Source organism: Pseudomonas mendocina (genome assembly GCA_037482215.1).
Classification (GTDB): Bacteria; Pseudomonadota; Gammaproteobacteria; order Pseudomonadales; family Pseudomonadaceae; genus Aquipseudomonas; species Aquipseudomonas mendocina_E.
The window spans coordinates 3,408,423-3,426,056 of record CP148074.1 but is presented as its reverse complement, the minus strand read 5'-3'; the positions used below and the strand labels follow the sequence as shown (position 1 = coordinate 3,426,056).

Annotated in this window: 14 protein-coding genes and 1 pseudogene; 9 read left to right on the top strand and 6 right to left on the bottom strand. The window is 56.9% G+C overall.

Annotated features, from left to right (window positions below):
* Nucleotides 1-46: 46 nt before the first annotated feature.
* On the top strand, nucleotides 47-820 hold the full coding sequence (locus tag WG219_16070; protein ID WXL28022.1) for a MetQ/NlpA family ABC transporter substrate-binding protein: 774 nt from the start codon (nucleotides 47-49) through the stop codon (nucleotides 818-820).
* 97 nt (nucleotides 821-917) lie between these two features.
* On the top strand, nucleotides 918-1,937 hold the full coding sequence (locus WG219_16065; protein ID WXL24813.1) for a methionine ABC transporter ATP-binding protein: 1,020 nt from the start codon (nucleotides 918-920) through the stop codon (nucleotides 1,935-1,937).
* Between the two features lie 29 nt (nucleotides 1,938-1,966).
* Here WG219_16065 and WG219_16060 read toward each other — a convergent pair whose 3' ends face one another.
* From WG219_16060 to msuE, 5 genes are all read right to left on the bottom strand, one after another.
* Complete coding sequence (locus WG219_16060; protein ID WXL24812.1) at nucleotides 1,967-2,815, bottom strand: amidohydrolase family protein; 849 nt, start codon at nucleotides 2,813-2,815, stop codon at nucleotides 1,967-1,969.
* Nucleotides 2,812-3,942 (bottom strand): FMNH2-dependent alkanesulfonate monooxygenase, encoded by a 1,131-nt coding sequence (ssuD, locus tag WG219_16055; protein WXL24811.1) that lies wholly within the window; start codon nucleotides 3,940-3,942, stop codon nucleotides 2,812-2,814. The genes WG219_16060 and ssuD overlap by 4 nt, the downstream gene beginning before the upstream one ends.
* A 63-nt stretch (nucleotides 3,943-4,005) precedes the next feature.
* Nucleotides 4,006-5,103, bottom strand: coding sequence for a sigma-54 dependent transcriptional regulator (locus tag WG219_16050; protein WXL24810.1), 1,098 nt, complete (start codon nucleotides 5,101-5,103; stop codon nucleotides 4,006-4,008).
* An 8-nt stretch (nucleotides 5,104-5,111) separates the two neighbouring features.
* Complete coding sequence (locus tag WG219_16045) at nucleotides 5,112-6,299, bottom strand: acyl-CoA dehydrogenase family protein (protein ID WXL24809.1); 1,188 nt, start codon at nucleotides 6,297-6,299, stop codon at nucleotides 5,112-5,114.
* An 11-nt stretch (nucleotides 6,300-6,310) separates the two neighbouring features.
* Nucleotides 6,311-6,883 (bottom strand): FMN reductase, encoded by a 573-nt coding sequence (msuE, locus tag WG219_16040; protein WXL24808.1) that lies wholly within the window; start codon nucleotides 6,881-6,883, stop codon nucleotides 6,311-6,313.
* 1,117 nt (nucleotides 6,884-8,000) lie between these two features.
* On the opposite strand from msuE, the gene WG219_16035 reads away from it, so the two are divergent.
* Nucleotides 8,001-9,230, top strand: a complete 1,230-nt coding sequence (locus WG219_16035; protein WXL24807.1) for a multidrug effflux MFS transporter — start codon at nucleotides 8,001-8,003, stop codon at nucleotides 9,228-9,230.
* A gap of 318 nt (nucleotides 9,231-9,548) precedes the next feature.
* Here WG219_16035 and WG219_16030 read toward each other — a convergent pair whose 3' ends face one another.
* A complete protein-coding gene (locus WG219_16030; protein ID WXL24806.1) occupies nucleotides 9,549-10,280 on the bottom strand; it encodes a hypothetical protein in 732 nt (243 codons plus the stop codon).
* Between the two features lie 159 nt (nucleotides 10,281-10,439).
* On the opposite strand from WG219_16030, the gene WG219_16025 reads away from it, so the two are divergent.
* The 6 genes and pseudogenes from WG219_16025 (at nucleotide 10,440) to WG219_16000 (ending at nucleotide 17,484) form a co-directional block, all read left to right on the top strand.
* Nucleotides 10,440-11,732 (top strand): hypothetical protein, encoded by a 1,293-nt coding sequence (locus tag WG219_16025; GenBank protein ID WXL24805.1) that lies wholly within the window; start codon nucleotides 10,440-10,442, stop codon nucleotides 11,730-11,732.
* Between the two features lie 54 nt (nucleotides 11,733-11,786).
* Nucleotides 11,787-12,017, top strand: a complete 231-nt coding sequence (locus WG219_16020) for an AlpA family transcriptional regulator (GenBank protein WXL24804.1) — start codon at nucleotides 11,787-11,789, stop codon at nucleotides 12,015-12,017.
* A 585-nt stretch (nucleotides 12,018-12,602) separates the two neighbouring features.
* Nucleotides 12,603-13,327 (top strand): annotated as a pseudogene (locus WG219_16015) (inovirus Gp2 family protein).
* Between the two features lie 99 nt (nucleotides 13,328-13,426).
* Complete coding sequence (locus WG219_16010; protein WXL24803.1) at nucleotides 13,427-15,577, top strand: NERD domain-containing protein; 2,151 nt, start codon at nucleotides 13,427-13,429, stop codon at nucleotides 15,575-15,577.
* A gap of 133 nt (nucleotides 15,578-15,710) precedes the next feature.
* The gene (locus WG219_16005; protein WXL24802.1) at nucleotides 15,711-15,866 is read left to right on the top strand and encodes a hypothetical protein; all 156 of its coding nucleotides are present in this window, start codon (nucleotides 15,711-15,713) and stop codon (nucleotides 15,864-15,866) included.
* A gap of 46 nt (nucleotides 15,867-15,912) precedes the next feature.
* Nucleotides 15,913-17,484: a hypothetical protein gene (locus WG219_16000; protein ID WXL24801.1), complete on the top strand. Its 1,572-nt coding sequence runs from the start codon at nucleotides 15,913-15,915 to the stop codon at nucleotides 17,482-17,484.
* The last annotated feature ends 150 nt before the right edge of the window (nucleotides 17,485-17,634 follow it).

The following is a 17,634-nucleotide window of genomic DNA, read 5'->3' as shown; positions in this document are numbered from 1 at the left end:
TCGCCCTACGACGGCCACCTAAAATCCGATAGGAGTAACAGATATGTTGAAGCAGTCCCTGGCGGTTCTCGCGGCCGCCGTTCTGAGTTTTTCCGCCCATGCCGGTGAGAAGCTGGTGGTAGGCGCTACACCGGTTCCCCACGCGGAAATTCTTGAGTTCGTTAAACCGGCTCTGGCTAAGCAAGGTGTGGATCTGGATATCAAGGTTTTCACCGACTTTATCCAGCCCAACCTGCAACTGACCGAGAAGAACCTCGATGCCAACTATTACCAGTACCGGCCGTTTCTGGATGAGTTCAACGCGACCCGTAAAACTGATCTGGTGCCGGTCGTAGGCATTCATATCGAGCCATTTGGTGCTTACTCGACCAAGATCAAAGACCTCAAGGAGCTGCCGGACGGCGCCAGCGTGGCCATTCCCAATGACCCGGTCAACACCGGGCGCGCGCTGGTTCTGTTGCATGAAGCGGGTTTGATCAAACTGAAAGACCCGAGCAACACCCTGGCGCCCCAGCGTGATATCGCCGAGAACCCGAAGAAGCTGAAGATTCGTGAGCTGGAGGGCGCTTTGCTGGCCCGCGCGGTGAATCAGGTTGATCTGGCTTTCGTCTTCGCCAACTACGCGCTGGAAGCCGGTATCGACACCAACAGCGCGCTGATCGTGGAGAAGGGCAAAGACCTTTATGTCGAGTTTCTGGTGGCCCGCCCGGACAACATCCAGGACCCAGGCATTCAGAAACTGGCCAAGGCCCTCAATGCCCCGGAAGTGCGTGAGTTCATCCTGACCCGCTACAAGGGCCAGATTGCCCCGGCTTTCTGATGGCTGACGCTGAAAGTGGCTGGCATGCGCTGGCTGCTTTCAGCGAGTTGAGCATGTTCAACGCGGTGTCATTACCGTTTACTTATGGAGTCTTACCGTGACCCGCTTTCCCCAGGAAATTCTCGCTGACACGGCGCAACTGCAGCTGCGCGGTGTCGGCAAACGCTATGGCGATCTGAGTGCTTTGCAGGGCATTGATCTGCAGGTTCGCCGTGGTGAAATCTTCGGCATCATCGGCCGCAGTGGTGCTGGCAAATCTTCATTGCTGCGCTTGCTCAATCGCCTTGAAGCCCCAAGCGAAGGACAGGTGCTGATTAACGGTGAGGACATCGGCACCTTTGGCACCGAACGTTTGCGAGGTTTGCGCCGCCAAGTGGCGATGATATTTCAGCACTTCAATCTGATGGCAACCCGCACAGTGGCGGAAAATGTCGAGCTGCCGCTGCGTATGGCCGGTCTTGCCCGTCAGCAGCGGCAGCAGCGGGTGGATGAGCTGCTGCAATTGGTCGATCTTGGTGAGCGCCGTGATGCCTATCCGGCGCAGCTGTCAGGCGGTCAGAAGCAGAGGGTCGGTATCGCCCGGGCGCTGGTGCTGCAACCGGGCATTCTGTTGTGTGATGAGGCCACCTCGGCCCTCGACCCGGAAAGTACCCAGTCCATTCTTGAACTGCTGCGGGACATTAACCGCCGTTTGGGGCTGACCATCGTTCTGATCACCCATGAGATGGAAGTCATCCGTGATCTTTGCCACCGCGTAGCGGTACTTGAGCGGGGCCAGATTGTGGAGCAGGGCGAGGTGTGGCGGGTGTTTGGTGATCCCAAACACGAAGTCAGCCGTATCCTCCTTGGTGGGCCGGATCGTGGTTTGGAAAAAAGTGCTTTGGGCGATGAAGTGTTGTTGGAGCTGCATTACACCGGCGAGCAGGCACTGGAGCCTAATCTGGCCGGCCTGACTGCGGCGCTGGGTGCCGAGCTGCGTCTGTTGCAAGGCGGCGTGGAACGAATTCAGGGACGCACGCTGGGCTGCCTGCGGGTGGCATTGCCGGTGTCGGCTGAGGTGGAGGTGCTGCTGGCACGGGCTGCGCCATTGGCTGACCGGGTGGTGCAGTTGGGGTGAAATGGCGCCCGTGACGGGCGCCATGGGGTTCAACTGAGGTTGAGCAGGCGGGCGGCGTTGGCATGGAAGAATTTATCCAGCACATCCTCTTTCAGCCCAAGTTGCAGGGCATCGTCGATGCTCTGGCGGATTGGGCGGAAGGTGTAGGACGAGCCGAACAGCAGTTGATCCGCGAGGAAGCCATTGGCAGCTTGTATGTATGCCTCGCTACCAGCGAGGAATAGGTACATATCCGGCACCAGATGGATGTTTTCGTAACGGAACGCCACACCAATGGCTTGCTGCACGTTAGGCCAGTAGCCGTGGTAGGCGACAATCTTCAGCTGCGGGAAGGCGCGGGCCACGGCGGCGAGTTTGCCGGGGTTGTTGTAGGCCGGGTCTGGTGTGGTCGGGCCGCTCATGAGAAACAGCGGGATGCCGCGGTTTTGCAGGTGCTCATAGATCGGCCAGTAGAGGGTGTCGTCCGGGTGCCGGGCCGGTTCGGCAAAGCCTGGCTCCAGATCAATACCCACCAGCCCGAGCTGATCAACCGCGCGGTCAATCTCCGCCAGCGCTCCGTCAATGCCTTGCAAGACCGGCTCAATCGAGCCGATGCCGAGCAGTTCATCATGGTCGCGGATGATGGTGTGAATTTCTTCGTTCGGTAGGTGTTGGCTGGGCGTGTGGCGGCCCACCACAACAGCTTTGTGCAGGCCTGCTTCACGGACTTCGGCGAGAAAGCCTTCCTGTGTCAGTGAGCGTTCGAAGTGATCATCCGGGCCGCGTGTTCCGACGCGGCGGTTAAGCCAGCGTGCGGTGTCATGTTCAGGGGTGCCCGGTGCACCACCGAAGAACGGATGTAGAAAGGCCGGGCGGCAGCGCAGGTCGATGACTTTCATGCGACTTTCTCCTTACCCGCGCGTACGTCGAAGGCGCCACCGGTGAACGAGCCGTCCACGGTGACTTTGCCCTTGCCGGGCAGCAGCGGGAACACCAGTTCGGCAAAGCGGTAGGCTTCTTCCAGATGCGGGTAGCCGGACAGGACAAAGCTGTCGACGCCTAGATCCGCGTATTCCAGCAGGCGCGCTGCGACAGTTTCCGGGTCGCCCACCAGCGCAGTACCGGCACCGCCACGCACCAGGCCGACACCGGCCCACAGGTTAGGCGCGACTTCCAGTTTGTTGCGATCGCCACCGTGCAGGGCGGCCATGCGCTGTTGGCCAACGGAATCCATCTTGGCGTAGTTGGCCTGTGCAGCGGCGATGGTTTCGTCATCCAGGTGGCTGATCAGCTCATCGGCGGCGGCCCAGGCGGCTTCATTGGTTTCCCGCACGATTACATGCAGGCGCACGCCAAAGCGCACGGTGCGGCCCTGTTTGGCGGCGCGGGCGCGTACATCGGCAATCTTTTCGGCCACTGCGGTTGGCGGCTCGCCCCAGGTCAGGTAGGCATCAACATGCTTGGCTGCCAGATCATGGGCGGCTGGCGAAGAACCACCGAAGTACAGCGGCGGATAAGGTTTTTGCACAGGCGGGAAGAAGTTCTGTGCGCCCTGAACCTTGAGGTGTTTGCCTTCGAAGTCGACCGTTTCACCTTGCAGCAGGCGGCGCCAGATAGTCAGGTATTCGTCGGAGGCTTCGTAGCGCTCGTCGTGGTTGTAGAACACGCCGTCCGCCGCCAGCTCGGTGGCGTCACCGCCGGGCACAACGTTGAGCAGCAGACGGCCGCCACTGGCCTGATCGAGGCTGGCAGCTTGGCGGGCCGATGCGGTGGGGTTGCCCAGTGAGGTGCGCAGCGCCACCAGCAGTTTGATGCGCTGGGTAACGGGTACCAGGCTCGCCGCTGTCACCCAGGGGTCAAGGCAGCTGGCGCCAGTGGGGATCAGCAGGCCGTCGTAGCCAAGTTGATCGGCCGCCACGGCGATCTGACGCATGTAGGCGTTGGCGGCAGGTCGGCCACTGGCTGAGTGGCCCAGGTAGCGGGTATCGCCGGATGTTGGCAGGAACCAGAAAATATCAAGACTCATCGTGTGTTGCCCTCGTTGCCATGTTCTATTTGCTGTGGATGCACGCGTGGCATGACGCAGGTTTTAGATAGATAGGTTGATCATCCCGTTGCCTTGTAAGGTCGACGGGCGACGTTTGTTCACCACCAGTTCGCCAATGCGGATCAGGTGTGTGCGGGTGACGTTGCGGGTCAGCCCGAGCAGATTGGCGGTGTGCACTTGGTTGTAATGGCAGAAGCGGTAAGCAGCGCGTAGCAGGGCGTCTTCTACTTTGGCGTGAACGCCTTCTCCCTGTTCTTCAAACAACCGCTGGAACGCTTGCAGAAGCAGCTCATCTGCGTTGTCTGGGCGCAAGCGGGTGTCGTCTTCGCGTTCAATTCGCAGGTTGGATAAGTGCAGGTCTTCTGCGCGGATCACCCGATCGCGGCAGATCAGCAAAGTGTGGTGGATAACGTTTTCCAGCTCGCGAATGTTGCCCGGCCAGCCGTAATTGGCCAGCCGCTGACGCGCTTCATCGCTCAAAACGACATCGGTGTAGCCTAGGCGACGGCTGTACTCGTTGATGAAGTGATGGGCCAGCGGCAGGATATCGCCCGGCCTTTCGCGCAGCGGATAGAGTTGCAGGCTGACCACATTTAGGCGGTAGTACAGGTCCTCACGGAAGTGCCCGGCATTGATGGCCTTTTCCAGATGCACGTTGGTCGCAGCCAGTACCCGCACGTTGATCGGGATGCTTTTGCGTGAGCCTAGCCGAACCACTTCGCGCTCTTGCAGGACGCGTAGCAGCTTGACCTGAATCGGCATCGGCAGGTCGCCGATTTCATCGAGAAACAGGGTGCCGCCATTGGCCTCCTCGAACCATCCTGCCTTGGCCGCCAGTGCGCCGGTGAAGGCGCCTTTCTCGTGACCAAACAACTCGGCTTCAACCAGCGATTCGGAGAAGGCACCGCAGTTCACCGCCACAAACGGGCCGTTTTTACGTCCGCTGAGGTTGTGGATATGACGCGCCACCAGCTCTTTACCTGTGCCGGTCTCACCAATGATCAGGACGCTCGCTTCGCTAGGTGCGACCTGTTGCAAGTGGGCAAGAAGCGCCTGCGATCTCGGGTCTTCGAAAACCTGTGCGGTTGCCCTGATCGAGGTGGCCAGTGTGGGAGAGGGGGGGAGCGTCAACAATTGCATGGTCGGGCCTACGAGTAGAAAGACGGGGTAGGACGCGTACCGTTCAAGGCCCAGTCGCCCAATTCGTGGATGCGGTAATCCACAGGGTCGTGCAGGCTTTGTGTACGCAAGTTTCGCCAGAATCGGTCAAAACGCAGGGAGGCATGGGTTGCCCGTGCGCCGGTGACTTCAAACAGTCGGTTGCAGATATCCAGTGCGTTACGGCTGGCGGCGACCTTGGCGGTGCCAATGGCCAGTGCCAGTTGCGCGCGTTCTTCGGCGGTCAGTGCATGTTCTTTGCGCCAGGCTTCATCAAGTTGGTCAACAGCGCGCTGAATCAATACGCGGCTGCTTTCCAGCCCCACCCAGAAGTCACCGTAATGACGCAGGATGTAAGGGTCTTCACCACTGCTGCGGGCGCTGGAGCGGAACCACGGGCGGCTTTCTTTAAGGGTGTACTGGCGGGCTTCAGCGAATGCGCCTTCGGCAATGCCGAGGAACATATTGGCGAACAGCAACTGGGCGATCAGTGGGCGCAGACAGGCAAAGGGTGTGCTCAGCGGGCCGGGATCAAGCAGTAGCTCGGCGTGCTCCACCCGTACGCGCTCGAAGGTTGCGCTGCCGCTGTCGGTTTGGCGCTGGCCGATGTTGTCCCAGTCACCGTGCAGAGTGATGCCGGTACGGCCGGTGGGGATGGCTGCAATCACCAGTTTGCCGCCAGCGGTTTCATCCACCGCAGAGGCAATCAGCATTTCGGAGTCAGTGGCACCGGAGCAGAAGCTCTTCTTGCCGGAGAATTCGTACCAGTTGTCGAACTTCTTCATCACGGTGCGGGTGTCCAGCGGGTTAAGGGCATTGCCCCAAAACCAGTTTTTACGCGCAGTCAGCTCCAGCCAGGGCTCCCATTGCGCAGGGCTGGCGAACAGCCGCACAGTCGCCAGCATCAGGTGCTGAAAGCCGAAAACGTGAGCGATCGAGCTGTCGACGCGGGCGAACTCGCGCACCACTTCAAAGGTTTCGTTCCAGCTGGCACCCAGGCCGCCGTATTGGGTTGGGATAATCAGCGACAGCAGGCCGCTGGCACGGATCGAATCGCGTTCGGCTTTTGGTGTGCCGCCGCGGGCGTCGCGTTCCACTGCCGTCTCAGCAAACTGCGCAGCCAGCTCCCGTGCGATTTGCAGGGGCTCTATGGGGCGGGTTTTCAGATGCAGGCTCATAGGTGCTGGCCTCACGCAATCTTGCGCAGTGGGGCGCCGACTTTCCCGGCGCTGAGCACGGTTCCCGCAGCGCGCTCGGCGGCTAGCTCTACGCGGGCTTGCAACTGCTCGCTGACGATCTTGTAATCCTTGAAGTCGGCTTCGCTGCCGTACACCCCAATGGGCAGGGTTAGCGATTGAAAGAAGCTGAACAGCGGGCGCAACTGGTGATCAATCACCAGCGCGTGGCGCTCACTGCCGCCGGTCGCCGCAAGCAACACCGGGGTGTCGATCAGCGCGTTCATCTCAATCAGGTCGAACAGGTGCTTAAACTGGCCTGGGTACGAGCCGCGATACACCGGTGCCGCAACAATCAGCAGATCTGCTTGCTCAATGGCCTGAAGCTGCGCCTCGGTTTCAGCGGCCAGTTCCTTACGCGACAGGGCACCGCCCACTTCACGGGCAATATCGCCTAAGACGATCAAGCGGCTATCAAAGTCCAGATGCTTGCTCAGGGCTGTAATGATCGACTCCGCCAGTACCTGAGTGCGGGAAGGCCGATAAGCGCCACCTGAGACTGCAACCACGTTGAAGGATGTGCTCATGCTGGGTGTTCCTTTCGATGATGTATGGATACAGCGACTCAGCAAAACTCGTTCCATACATAAAAATCCTTTTAAAACAGATGCTTATAGTTTCTAGGATGAGGCTTTTGGTGTCTGTAGAGGTACAACTGTTGATGAGCTGTTTGTTGGGCAACACCTGAAAGACTGTTGCTTGATGAACATTTGATCGGGCAACACATGGTGTGAATTTATATTCAATTTTGTTTGTTTTAATAAATAATTAATTCGAATTTGGTTATATCAGCTTGTGCTGACAGCGCAGCTGGCAATGACCAGAGTGGACACCAGAGCGGTGGAAAGGTCGCGCTAAAGGGCGGGCGACGGACAGCTTATGGCTTGCTTAGGAGCGTCTATACTTCTTGCTGTACATAACAAACCAACAAGAACAACGAAGGTTACCGTTATGAAAAGAAGTCTCTTAGCCGTTGGTTCTGCGCTGCTACTGAGTTCTTTTATGTATGTGCCGAGTGCCGGTGACAGGCCGGTCACAAAGCCAGTCTCCCAGCACAGCGAGAACACTCACTGCTGCGCCCCGCCTGCCGTCGATAGGTGGGCATCACTGTTCAACTAGTGCACATCACCCGTTGTTAATGGTTAGCCTTGTTTAAGGCTACGGCATACTGCGTCTGTAGATTGGTGGCGGTACTAATCGGTTGCGTGCTGTTGCGGCACGAACACTGTGGCGTGAGTTGGCAAGCTCTTCACCGCTTGCCCTTCGCAAGGGTCCTTCTGTTCCCCGCCATGACCTCGGCTTAAACCTAGTTGTCGAATGAGCCTTAAGGCGTTCAGGCAGGCTACCACCGTGGTCCCTAAGCGCTGTGTGAGCGGACCTGTGGAAGCTAGTAGCCAACAGCAATCCAACGGTTTGGATAAGCCCCTGATCGCCTCAGGCTAGGCCGATCGAATGAACTCTGAATTGCAGGGCGACACCAACGCCCGCATGCTGCCTCCATTTTGCGCATATCTATTCAGTGTGGGTGTGGCTCGCAAGAGCGTGCCTACGCTCAATTGACTGTAATCGGTTAATACCAATGCCGATCAGGGTTAAACATTGGGATGTTTCCCTTTGTTCTAAAGAACCAGGAACCGAGAATTCATGTCGAGCAGTACCCAGACATCCCGCTCTACCACTAAGGCTATACAGCTGCCTCTGCTTTTACTCCTGGCGTCGCTCACCTCGATTGCGCCATTCTCCACTGATATGTACCTGCCTGCTTTCCCCGCTATCCAGCAGGATATGTCCCTGTTGCCTGGGCAAGTTGAGTTGAGTTTTTCAGCCTACTTTGTGGGCATGTTGCTGGGGATGCTGTGCTACGGCCCCATCAGCGACCGATATGGCCGTAAACCTCCATTGTTATTCGGGCTAAGCCTTTACACGTTGGCCTCCTTGGCTATTGCCAGCGTGGACTCTCTGGAGGGATTGCTGTGCTGGCGTTTCCTGCAGGGTGTGGGGGGCTGTGCGGGGGCGGTGCTGGCGGTGGCAATCGTTCGAGACTGCTGTGCGCCGCAACAGACTGCCAAGGTCATGTCCATGATTACCCTGATAATGGGCGCCGCACCGATTCTGGCACCTCTGATCGGGGGCATGGTGCTTGGTCTTTGGAACTGGCAGGCCATCTTTGTTGTGTTGTCCGGCTTCGGAACTCTTTGTTTGCTAGGACTGGTGTTCGGCTTGCGGGAAACCCTGGCCCAGCGTAGCGAGCGGCTGGCATTACTTCCGGTGTTAAAGAACTATGGGGAGTTGCTGCGCAATCGCGAGTTCATGGGCTTTGCCTTGTGTCAGGCGTTCACCACCGGGGCAATGTTTGCCTACATTGTCGGCTCTCCGTTTGTGCTGATCGAACTGCACAGCATTGCTCCTGAACACTTTGGACTGTTCTTTGGCATCAATGCGGTTGGCATGGTATTGGCCAGCCAAGTGAACCGCGTGTTGCTCAATCGTTTCAGTGCAGCAACCTTGCTGGGTCATATGCTGTGGCTGCCCTTGCTCGCAGGGCTGTTGTTAATGCTCAATCACATCCTTGGAGTGCAGGGGCTTTGGCTGATCCTGCCGGCCTTCTTCATTTTGGTTTCCAGTGTGGGCCTGGTCAGCCCTAATGCCATGGCCATGTCGATGGCTAAGCAGGGCCATCGGGCAGGGCTCGCCTCTGCGCTGCACGTGAGTCTGACTTTTGGGATGGGGATGTTGGCGGGAGTGCTCGTGAGTGTGCTTCACGACGGCAGCCAGTTTCCGCTGGCGCTGGTGATCTTTTGCTTCGCTCACGGTGGTTTGTTTGCCAACCGAGTGTTGGCCCGGTCAACACAACGGGCAGGCGGCTTCCGGTGAGGTATGACGGGAGAAATGTGCTCTGCTTTATGTAGAGGGCAGTTGTTCTAAGTGTCGGGGGCTGTCGAGAATGTGGGGAGTTTACGGAGGGCTTGCAGGTGGCGAGGGTAGGGCAGTAAGTAAGTTGCTATGCCCAGAGGGTAAACAAAAACGGCCTGGACATAATTGTGCAGGCCGTTTTCGTTATTAGACGTTAACGGCTAAGTCTGGTCTGGGAGGTCTGTAGTTAAGGCTTCTTGGCTGAATTCGCGAATTTACATACCCGGTTTCGTACCCGGTTTCGTTTTTTTGATTCTTCGCTCGGGGAAGAGGTCGGATCTATTCTCTGTCTTCCTTGTCGGAGTTGTCTTCAATTTCAGTCAGGGGCTTTGGTGTTTCAGATGCATCAGTCGGCTGCTCTTGTCCTTGCGGTTTTTGGGGCATGCTAAGGCTGACTCTCTTCCTCTGAAACCGAATGTTTTCCGTCACTTTCTTGAACGTACGCTGTTCGTGAGGGGTTTCAAGCGTCTGGATCGCCGAGCGGTTCTCTTGGCTCTGGGCGGCTGGCTCTTCGTGCTCTTCCGTAGGAGCTTTCGCCTCGTCCGGGGAGTCTCTCAACTGGTTAATGTCCTGACGATCCCCGTAGATGGTTTGCTTCGGCTGCTTCGGCTGCTGTGCTCTCTGCTGCTTCTTAAGATGGGTTTTGTAGGCTTTTTCAATCAGCTTTTCTAGTAGGGCTGTGGCGTCTGTTCCCTGCTCATTGGCCATTCGTTGCAGGTCGTCTCTGGTGGCGCCTTTGAGGGTAAACAGGCAGGGCCGGTAGCCCTCTTCCTTCTTCTTGCTCCTGCTCTTCTCCTGACGCCATGCGTCCTTCATGTCGCGTAACAGCTCGCGTGCCCTTTTTTCTTTTTCGAGTGTTTGGCCAAGGCGGAGCAGATCCTTCCAGGAAATGCTTTGGTCGGCGTCAAGACCCTCGAAGCCCTTAACCCGCAAGTAGTCTCGCGCCCAAAGGTGCTGCTTGGCATTTTCTGGGTCTAGCCATTCAAGGCCGGGCTTTCTTGGACGTCCCATCGCGCATCTCCCAAACCGAGCTCGCAGCACCCTGGCTGCACTGCAACTCTACCGATAGTAACTGATAACGTTATCTAATGCGTTTATAAAAACGATATTAAGTCATGCTAATGCTTATGGTAGAATAGTTTTACGAAATAAAAACAGGTTTTCATGCTTATGCACATGGCGCTGCTGCGGCACAAAACAAGCACAATTGGTCCTGAGGAAAGGCTGTTTCTCGCGTCATTTTCGATGCGCTTTCAGGACGGTGAGGCTGTGTCGCTGACGGTGCGAGAGCTTTCAGACTCTGTGGGTATGCCTCCACGCGTTGTGATGCGAGCCGTCTCCAGGTTGGCATCGGCTGACTCATACCTAGTCGTAAAGAAGGTGAGCTGCGGGCGGGGGCGGCCGTCGCGTAGCTATGAAATCTCGCCCGAGATCCGCGAACGCTTGAAGTCTTCTGCAGTAAGTTGCCCTTCGGACTGTCTGCAGGTCATCGATCATCTTCTGATGCCGATCACTGACTTGCGCTCCCGCGAGGGTTGCGATGAGGAGGCGGAGAAGAGGATCGGCTATAAGCAGCCTCCGGTCAGAATGAAAAGCGACCAACTGAGCCTCGCTAACCGGTGGTTACTTGCCGTGCTGGTAAGTCATGCAAATGAGTTTGGTGTTGTGGACGAGCTTGGGATGGCTGATCTGCGACAACTGACAGGAATGACTGAGTTCCGGTTGAAGGCTCAGGTGACGCGCCTGATGGATATGGGGGTAATCCGCAGCTATGCGCCGGGACTTTCTAGGAGTCTGTTTACGGGGGTGAGGGTCAGATCGTCCTACGTTCTCGACCTATCCCATCCACTGCTCGGGACGGGTGTTGATAGGGGCGGTGTTGTCGTTATCGACGAAGAAACTGAGGCGCCACGGGAGGTTGTGATCCGGGTGGCTGGAGGTGTTGAGCCGGTTTTGAGGGACTACTTTCAGCGGTTAAGTGATGCGGACTTTGATGTGTTCTGGCATCGACTGGACGGATACGCATCCTTTCTTTTATCCAGACCCTGGAAGGCGCCCGGTCGTTTGCTGGGTGCGGATTTAGCGGCAGAGCTTGAGGCTTTGATCGGCAATGATTTCCAAAGGCCGCGTGGCAGAGTTAGCGGTGACCTGAGCATTGATGAGGGGCATTGGTTGCGTGTCATCGAGCACTTTTCTTTTCTGGCGTTTGAGCGCGCCAGAAGGATTCAGGCAGTGCTCATGGGTATGCCCGATTGGAAAAATGGTGGAGTGCGAATCCAGCTTATACCAACGCTATGCCCCAGAATTACGGCAGTCTTGGTTAAGCCTAGCCCCGTGCCTCGATATGGTTGCGTGGTTGTGAAATATGAGCCGTGGAATGTATGCGAACTTTACGAGCAGGAGGCTGATCTGGAGATAGATGACCGCCACAGGTTTGGTCTTCAGGCCCGGCCCAAGGGGTAAGTGTTTTTTTACTGCCCTTGCAGATCCTCTGGGACATACAGAGGAGCCCTGCTGATGCGAATTTTCCGCTTACAAGACGTGATCACTGCTACTGGCCTGTCTAGGTCGACCCTGTACAAGTACATCTCGGAAGGCACCTTCCCGAAACCGGTATCGCTGGGCGACCGCTGCGTCGGCTGGGTCGATAGCGAGGTGCACGACTGGATCCTGGCCAGGATTGAGGAGCGTGACCTGGCCGAGGGTACTGCAGTACGTTCCACCGGCCACCTGAGCATGGCCAGCTAGAACTGACCACCTGTGCCATGACCAGTCGGAGCTGGTCATGGCGCTTATGCCGGCTGCCTGATTCTGGCTGCTCGGCGATCTTCAGAAAGCCGGAGCGATGTTGCTCCCCATCGATCCGGCAGACTCTGGCTAGGCATCGGTCTCCATGGGCTTTTGGTCTGGTTTATGTCCGGAATACGTCTTCAGCAAAAAATGCCGTTGCGGCTGGGTGCACAGGGTGGATTTTTCCGAGCCAGCCGGAGCTGTCAGTTGCGGTGTGGGTAGTATGCTTTTACTAGCTATTCCTACCCGAAGGGTTCTTGCCTCACTAACCGTGCAGTAGCAAGCATCACCGACCAGATCCCATGTACCTGGAGGGGCTTAATCATCTGGCACTGAAGCACTATCTGAAGGGGCAATTATCCGGGGATCTACCAACCACCAAGCAACACGATCAGTTCACCACGGGAGACCAGCTACCCATTCATCGCGGATGAGCTTCGTCACCGAGCATCCAGTCGAGGGTGATCAGGCAGGGAAAGGTATCCAGTAAATTAAAACTCCGCAGGCATGGCTTATGTAACTCAACCATGAGAGGTCATAACCATGTTCAGCGATACCAATACCACCCAGCGCTTTCCACTCCGTCACCCTGACAATCCCAACCTCCACCTGCACTACGGGGATACCTTCGAGGGCTTTCCCATTCATAGCGAAGTAGGCCCCTTTATTCGGGAGTACCTGTCTGAGCTCAAGCGCACCATCGACCTGGCTTTGGCTGAGTATCCGAGGGTGCTGGCGTTCAGGGTGGATCTCAGGCTACCCCAAGGTATCGAGCTACCCGACTTCGCCTATACGAATCAGGTCATCAGCCGGTTCTTCGAATCGTTTACGAAGAAGATCCAGTACCACCAGGAGCGGGTGGCTGAGCGTGGCTACTCGCGTGGTTGCAAAGTACGGTACGTCTGGTCGAGAGAGATCGGTCAGGAGGCCGCCAGCATTATCACCTGCTGATCCTGCTTAACCGTGATGCCTATTACACCCTAGGGCTGCTGGGCTCAGAGAGGGTCAACATGATCAGCCGCATAGAAGAGTCATGGGCCAGTGCGCTGGGGTTGTTGATGTCTGAAGTCGATGGGCTGGTACATATCCCCGAAAATCCAACGTATCGGATAGATCGGCATCCCCGTATGCGGAAGGTTGCATGGTCAGAACACAAGGTTCTTGTTGATGAGCTACCGGATCTGTTCTACCGGGCCAGCTACCTGTGTAAGAAAGCGACCAAGTCCTACGGGGATCGTCAGCGGGGATTCGGAACCAGCCGAGGGTAGTGGCTACCTACTGCGCAATAGCGTCATGCCCATGGAATCCTGGCCGGCCGATGGTTTAGGCTCCGGCCAGGAATAGAATGCTGACGAGAGCGCTGCGGGATGACGGAAAATGGAGAGCGCTGCCGACGGCATTACCAGTCGGTATACGAACGGAATCAGTCAGAGATCAGCAAGGGCCGTGCTCTTGATGAAAGCCTGCATCATTTCCTCGACCAGCGTCCGGCTGGTAAGAACCAGTCAGCACTTGAGCGTGCGCAAGGCCTGGCAGCGGCATTGTTTTGGTTTGATGCGGATGCGGTTGCTCAATCCGAGCTCGCTAGCCTGGCACTCAGCCGGGTGCTGCATTTCGATAATGCAGTCAGCATCGAGCTGCTGTTGCACCTTGCCAGCCATAACCCGGAAACCCTCAGATGGGCGATTCGCTACTCGAAGCTGTTTGAGCGTGTCGAGTCGCCCCTTTGGCTTGCGCTGCGTGTGGCGCTCACAGGGGAGGACTGGCAAGTATTCTTCGGTGTCTGTGATCGGTTGCTGGATCAGCTCAAGCCCTTTGATGAGCTTATTGCTCACGCCGAAAAACAGCTAAAGCACTTGTCGCTGCTGGAGCTGTTTTCCTACCTAAGTGTGCTGGCCTACCAGGCATTTACCGAAGACGGTTCCGATGATCCTTCCGGTCAGCAGTGGAAGGTCTACAACCGCATTATCTTGAACAAGCTTCGCGCTTGCTCGGAAGAGGATTTCCGCCTTAGCGAGTCACGGCTTGGGCAATCGCTGAAACGACACCTGTCCCCGATTATCTTTCCCGGATCCACCAATTCTGACGGGGTGAGATGTCGTCAAAATCTCGAATCTCTTGCCCTTCTAATTGGGGCCACTCAAGAGCGGATCGACTACGAAGATTCCATCGACTGGTTCTGCTTCGATCCGGAATGCCGTTACCAGCTAAAACCGGGCGAGTCGGTCATCTACAATCAGTCGGAGGCGGGGACAGAGCGGTGGCAACGCACCGGGCGTAAGAGTGATTTGCTTTGGCACTATTGGATGAATCGCGCCGTGCATGCCTTCGCTCTCTCCGGCATGGCTGAAATAATCATCGGTTCACCTGAGAACCATGAGCTGAACCAGCTGGCCTTTATCAAGGCGGTTCGCAGCAAGCTGCAGCTGCAGCAAATCTACGGCTTGGGTGATCGGCTCTCGCTCAGTGATGGCTCCCAGGTCCAGCTTCACCACTTGCTGCTGGCGAGCGAGCTGACCTCGGTGTTCTTTCAGAAAGAGTTTATCCAGCCATTCCAGCGTCACTTGCGCGAATCCGGTGTGCTTGCTCAGGCACTGGGGCTGCTAGCCATGAATGGCATGCTTTCCGGTGAAAACCGGTTCCCGATGACCTGGTCCGAAGAGCCAGAAAAGATCCGCAGGATCACTGGCTGGACTGTCTGTGACGAACACCCGAAAGGCTGCGCCGGCGCGGCCAAGGCAATCCTCTCGTTCTGGACCAGCGACTTCAAGGCGCTATCTCAGCAATTGAAACTGCAGCCGGGGATGCCAGCGCCGAGGCTGTATGAGCAGCCCTTCTACAAAATCGGACGCTATAGCTTTCAGTTCCCTTGGGTTGGTGCGCAGCAGAACAACCTGACGGCGGCCATCAATAACCTTCGGCGGGTAAACGCCCGTCGGGCCGACATGCAGGCTGAAACCCAGCGCGTAGAACTCGCACTGGCCGAGAGTCTCAGGCAGCGTGGTTTTACTGTTGAGGTGGGTTATCGGCCACTGGCGACTGAAGAGGACGATGCCGGCGAAGTGGATCTGATTTGCCACCAGGATGGCGTAGTGCTGCTCTTGGAGGTCAAGTCGGGTTATGTCCGCTCGACCAGGCATGAGATCTGGTTGCATCGCACCAACACGTTGCGCAAGGCTGCCTGGCAGTTACGGCGCAAACAGGTGGCGGTGCTTAGTGCGCTGAAGGCTGATCAAGAGCTGCGCTCCAGGTTGGGCTATCACGGCCACAAGCCTGGGGCGGACATGCGTGCGTGGATCGTCGATACCTCCATTGAGCTCGATGGGCAGTCAGTCGATGGATTCAGGGTTGTATCGCGTGAGGCGCTTGAAGTTGTCCTACGTGATGAGAAGCAGCTCCTCAGGCCCATAGATCAGCTTGGCGAGGAGAGTCGGAGCTCGTTGTTTCCTGACGGGTTTAGTGCTGGTCGATTTGTCACCGTGGTCGAGTCGGATGAGCTGTGGCGCGGCATCTGTTAGGGCTCAGCGGGTAATGGCTTGGCATCTCTGGGATGCGGCAGAACCCCCAAATGTTCGTCTCCAAAAAGCCTAGATACCGCGTCAAGTCGGGTGGCTAGGATGCGACTTCCTAACCATCCAGCAGGAGACCATCATGTCCAAGCAACCCAACGCCACCAGCCAGCAGCGACAGCAGCACAACCACCGTTCGGATGCACTGAACAATAATCGCGGCACGTCGGGCACCAATCCGACCAATGCCCACGTTCATGGCAATCGCGGTAAACAACTCAACCCCAACCAGCGCTAGGATCGCGCCCCCTGGTCATCACTGGCCGGGGGGGCAAGGATTTCAGATGAGTAGAGATACTTGCTTTGCCACCCAGGGTGAGCTGGTCAAGCTGGCCTACGAAGCATTCGGCGTGCTTCCCCGCAAGGAGGCCAGCCATGACGACATCGACGAGACGCAGAAGAAGGCCATTCAAAAGCAGTTGGCGAGACTGGCTAAAGAAGAAGGCGGGCTGCTGTCGAATTTCGAACAGGTGATTCGGACGCTCAGCAACATCCTGACCGCTTACTTACCCAGCATCCAGATCATGAGTGCCATAGGCGATCCGCTCGACGATCTGCTGGATACCTACAGCCGGCTGATTCGCGAGGAGGGTACCTACCTCAGCAAGGCGGAAACCCTCCGGTACTTCATCTCGATCAGGGCAATCCCTTTGCTGGTCGTTTCGCTGAATCAGAGCCTGCTCAAATACAGAATTGCAGATCTGGCGCTCGAAGTGCCGGAAGACGCATTCTGGTACCTGCCGACGGTCGCTGAAGATGGCCGCTTAGTAATGCCACTGGAAAAGGTCATGCGCTGGGTTTATGCGCGCTGTGATCTCTCGCAGACGCAGTTCCACTACCCAGGCAAGAACCCGCGAAGCGACAACAACACGCTTCAGCAGAACCTCGACAACGCCATCAAATGGACGCGGGGTACAAGACTGCCGGCGCTTCCTGCCCTGTTTAGAAATTTCGAAGAATCCTTTGCCGCGCTGGTGCAAAGCGGGCGAGAGATACCCAAAGAGCTTCAGGCCAGCATCCTCGTGGCATTGATGGTCGCCCGGGTTTCGAGCTACCTCGCGAGGGAAATTACGGACGCCTACGATCATCACTACCTCGCCGATGTCTGCGAACAATTTCGCGAGTACGCCCTGTGGATTGCGGATGACGTCGACGAGTTCAAGGCCGAACTGGCGCCGGTGATGCAGAGACAAGAGTCCCCTGAGTCAGCGCTGTATACGTGGCTAAATGCTTGCAGCCATTACTGGGCTTTCTTCGAAGGCAAATTGGCTGCCGTCGCCGACACTGTGCAGCGGCTCATGGATGCTCGTCCGGGGGCGCCACTACGAGACGATGTGCTCGCTGTGCTCAAGAGTAAGTACGGCCTTTTTGCCGTGTGCTCCCTTTTAGATCGCATTCAGCGGCAGTCAGCATTTCTTCCACCCCACGGTTTTGCCGAGCTGCTGTATCAAGGTTTTGAGCTCAAGAATGACCCGGCAATCCAGGTGGGCCAGATTGACGAGTATGCCGCTCGGGTAGCTGCTTACGGCCTGGATGAGCAACTGTGCTGGATGGTGCCCTGGTTGCGCGGGGTCTACCACTACCGTAAAGAAGAGTTCGAGGCTGCCATGCCGCACTTCCAGGCGGCCTTTGAAAATGGCAAGTACCGGGCAGGTAAAAACCAATACAAGTTAGTGAATCAATACGTCGAGCTCGCGGTAAAAAATGATGACCGGCGAGGCTTCAAGAAGGGCATTGAGTGGGCGCAGTACTTAGGGCTAAAAATACGCTGGCTACGTGATGATGAGCCGACTGAAGAGAAACTGGATTTTGTCTACTACATGATGCAGAAGGCGAGTTACGACCATCAAATGTAGCCATGGGGGGATCATCTCCTGCGCTGCAGTCATTCCGAGCGTTGGCCGAAGTGGATGGCAGGCCATATTTCAGGCTTGTAGCTCCTTTGGTTAAGGCATCAGGGGCAGCAGGCTTGGATCTTTTTCACATGCCAATGCTCGTTCCTTTAT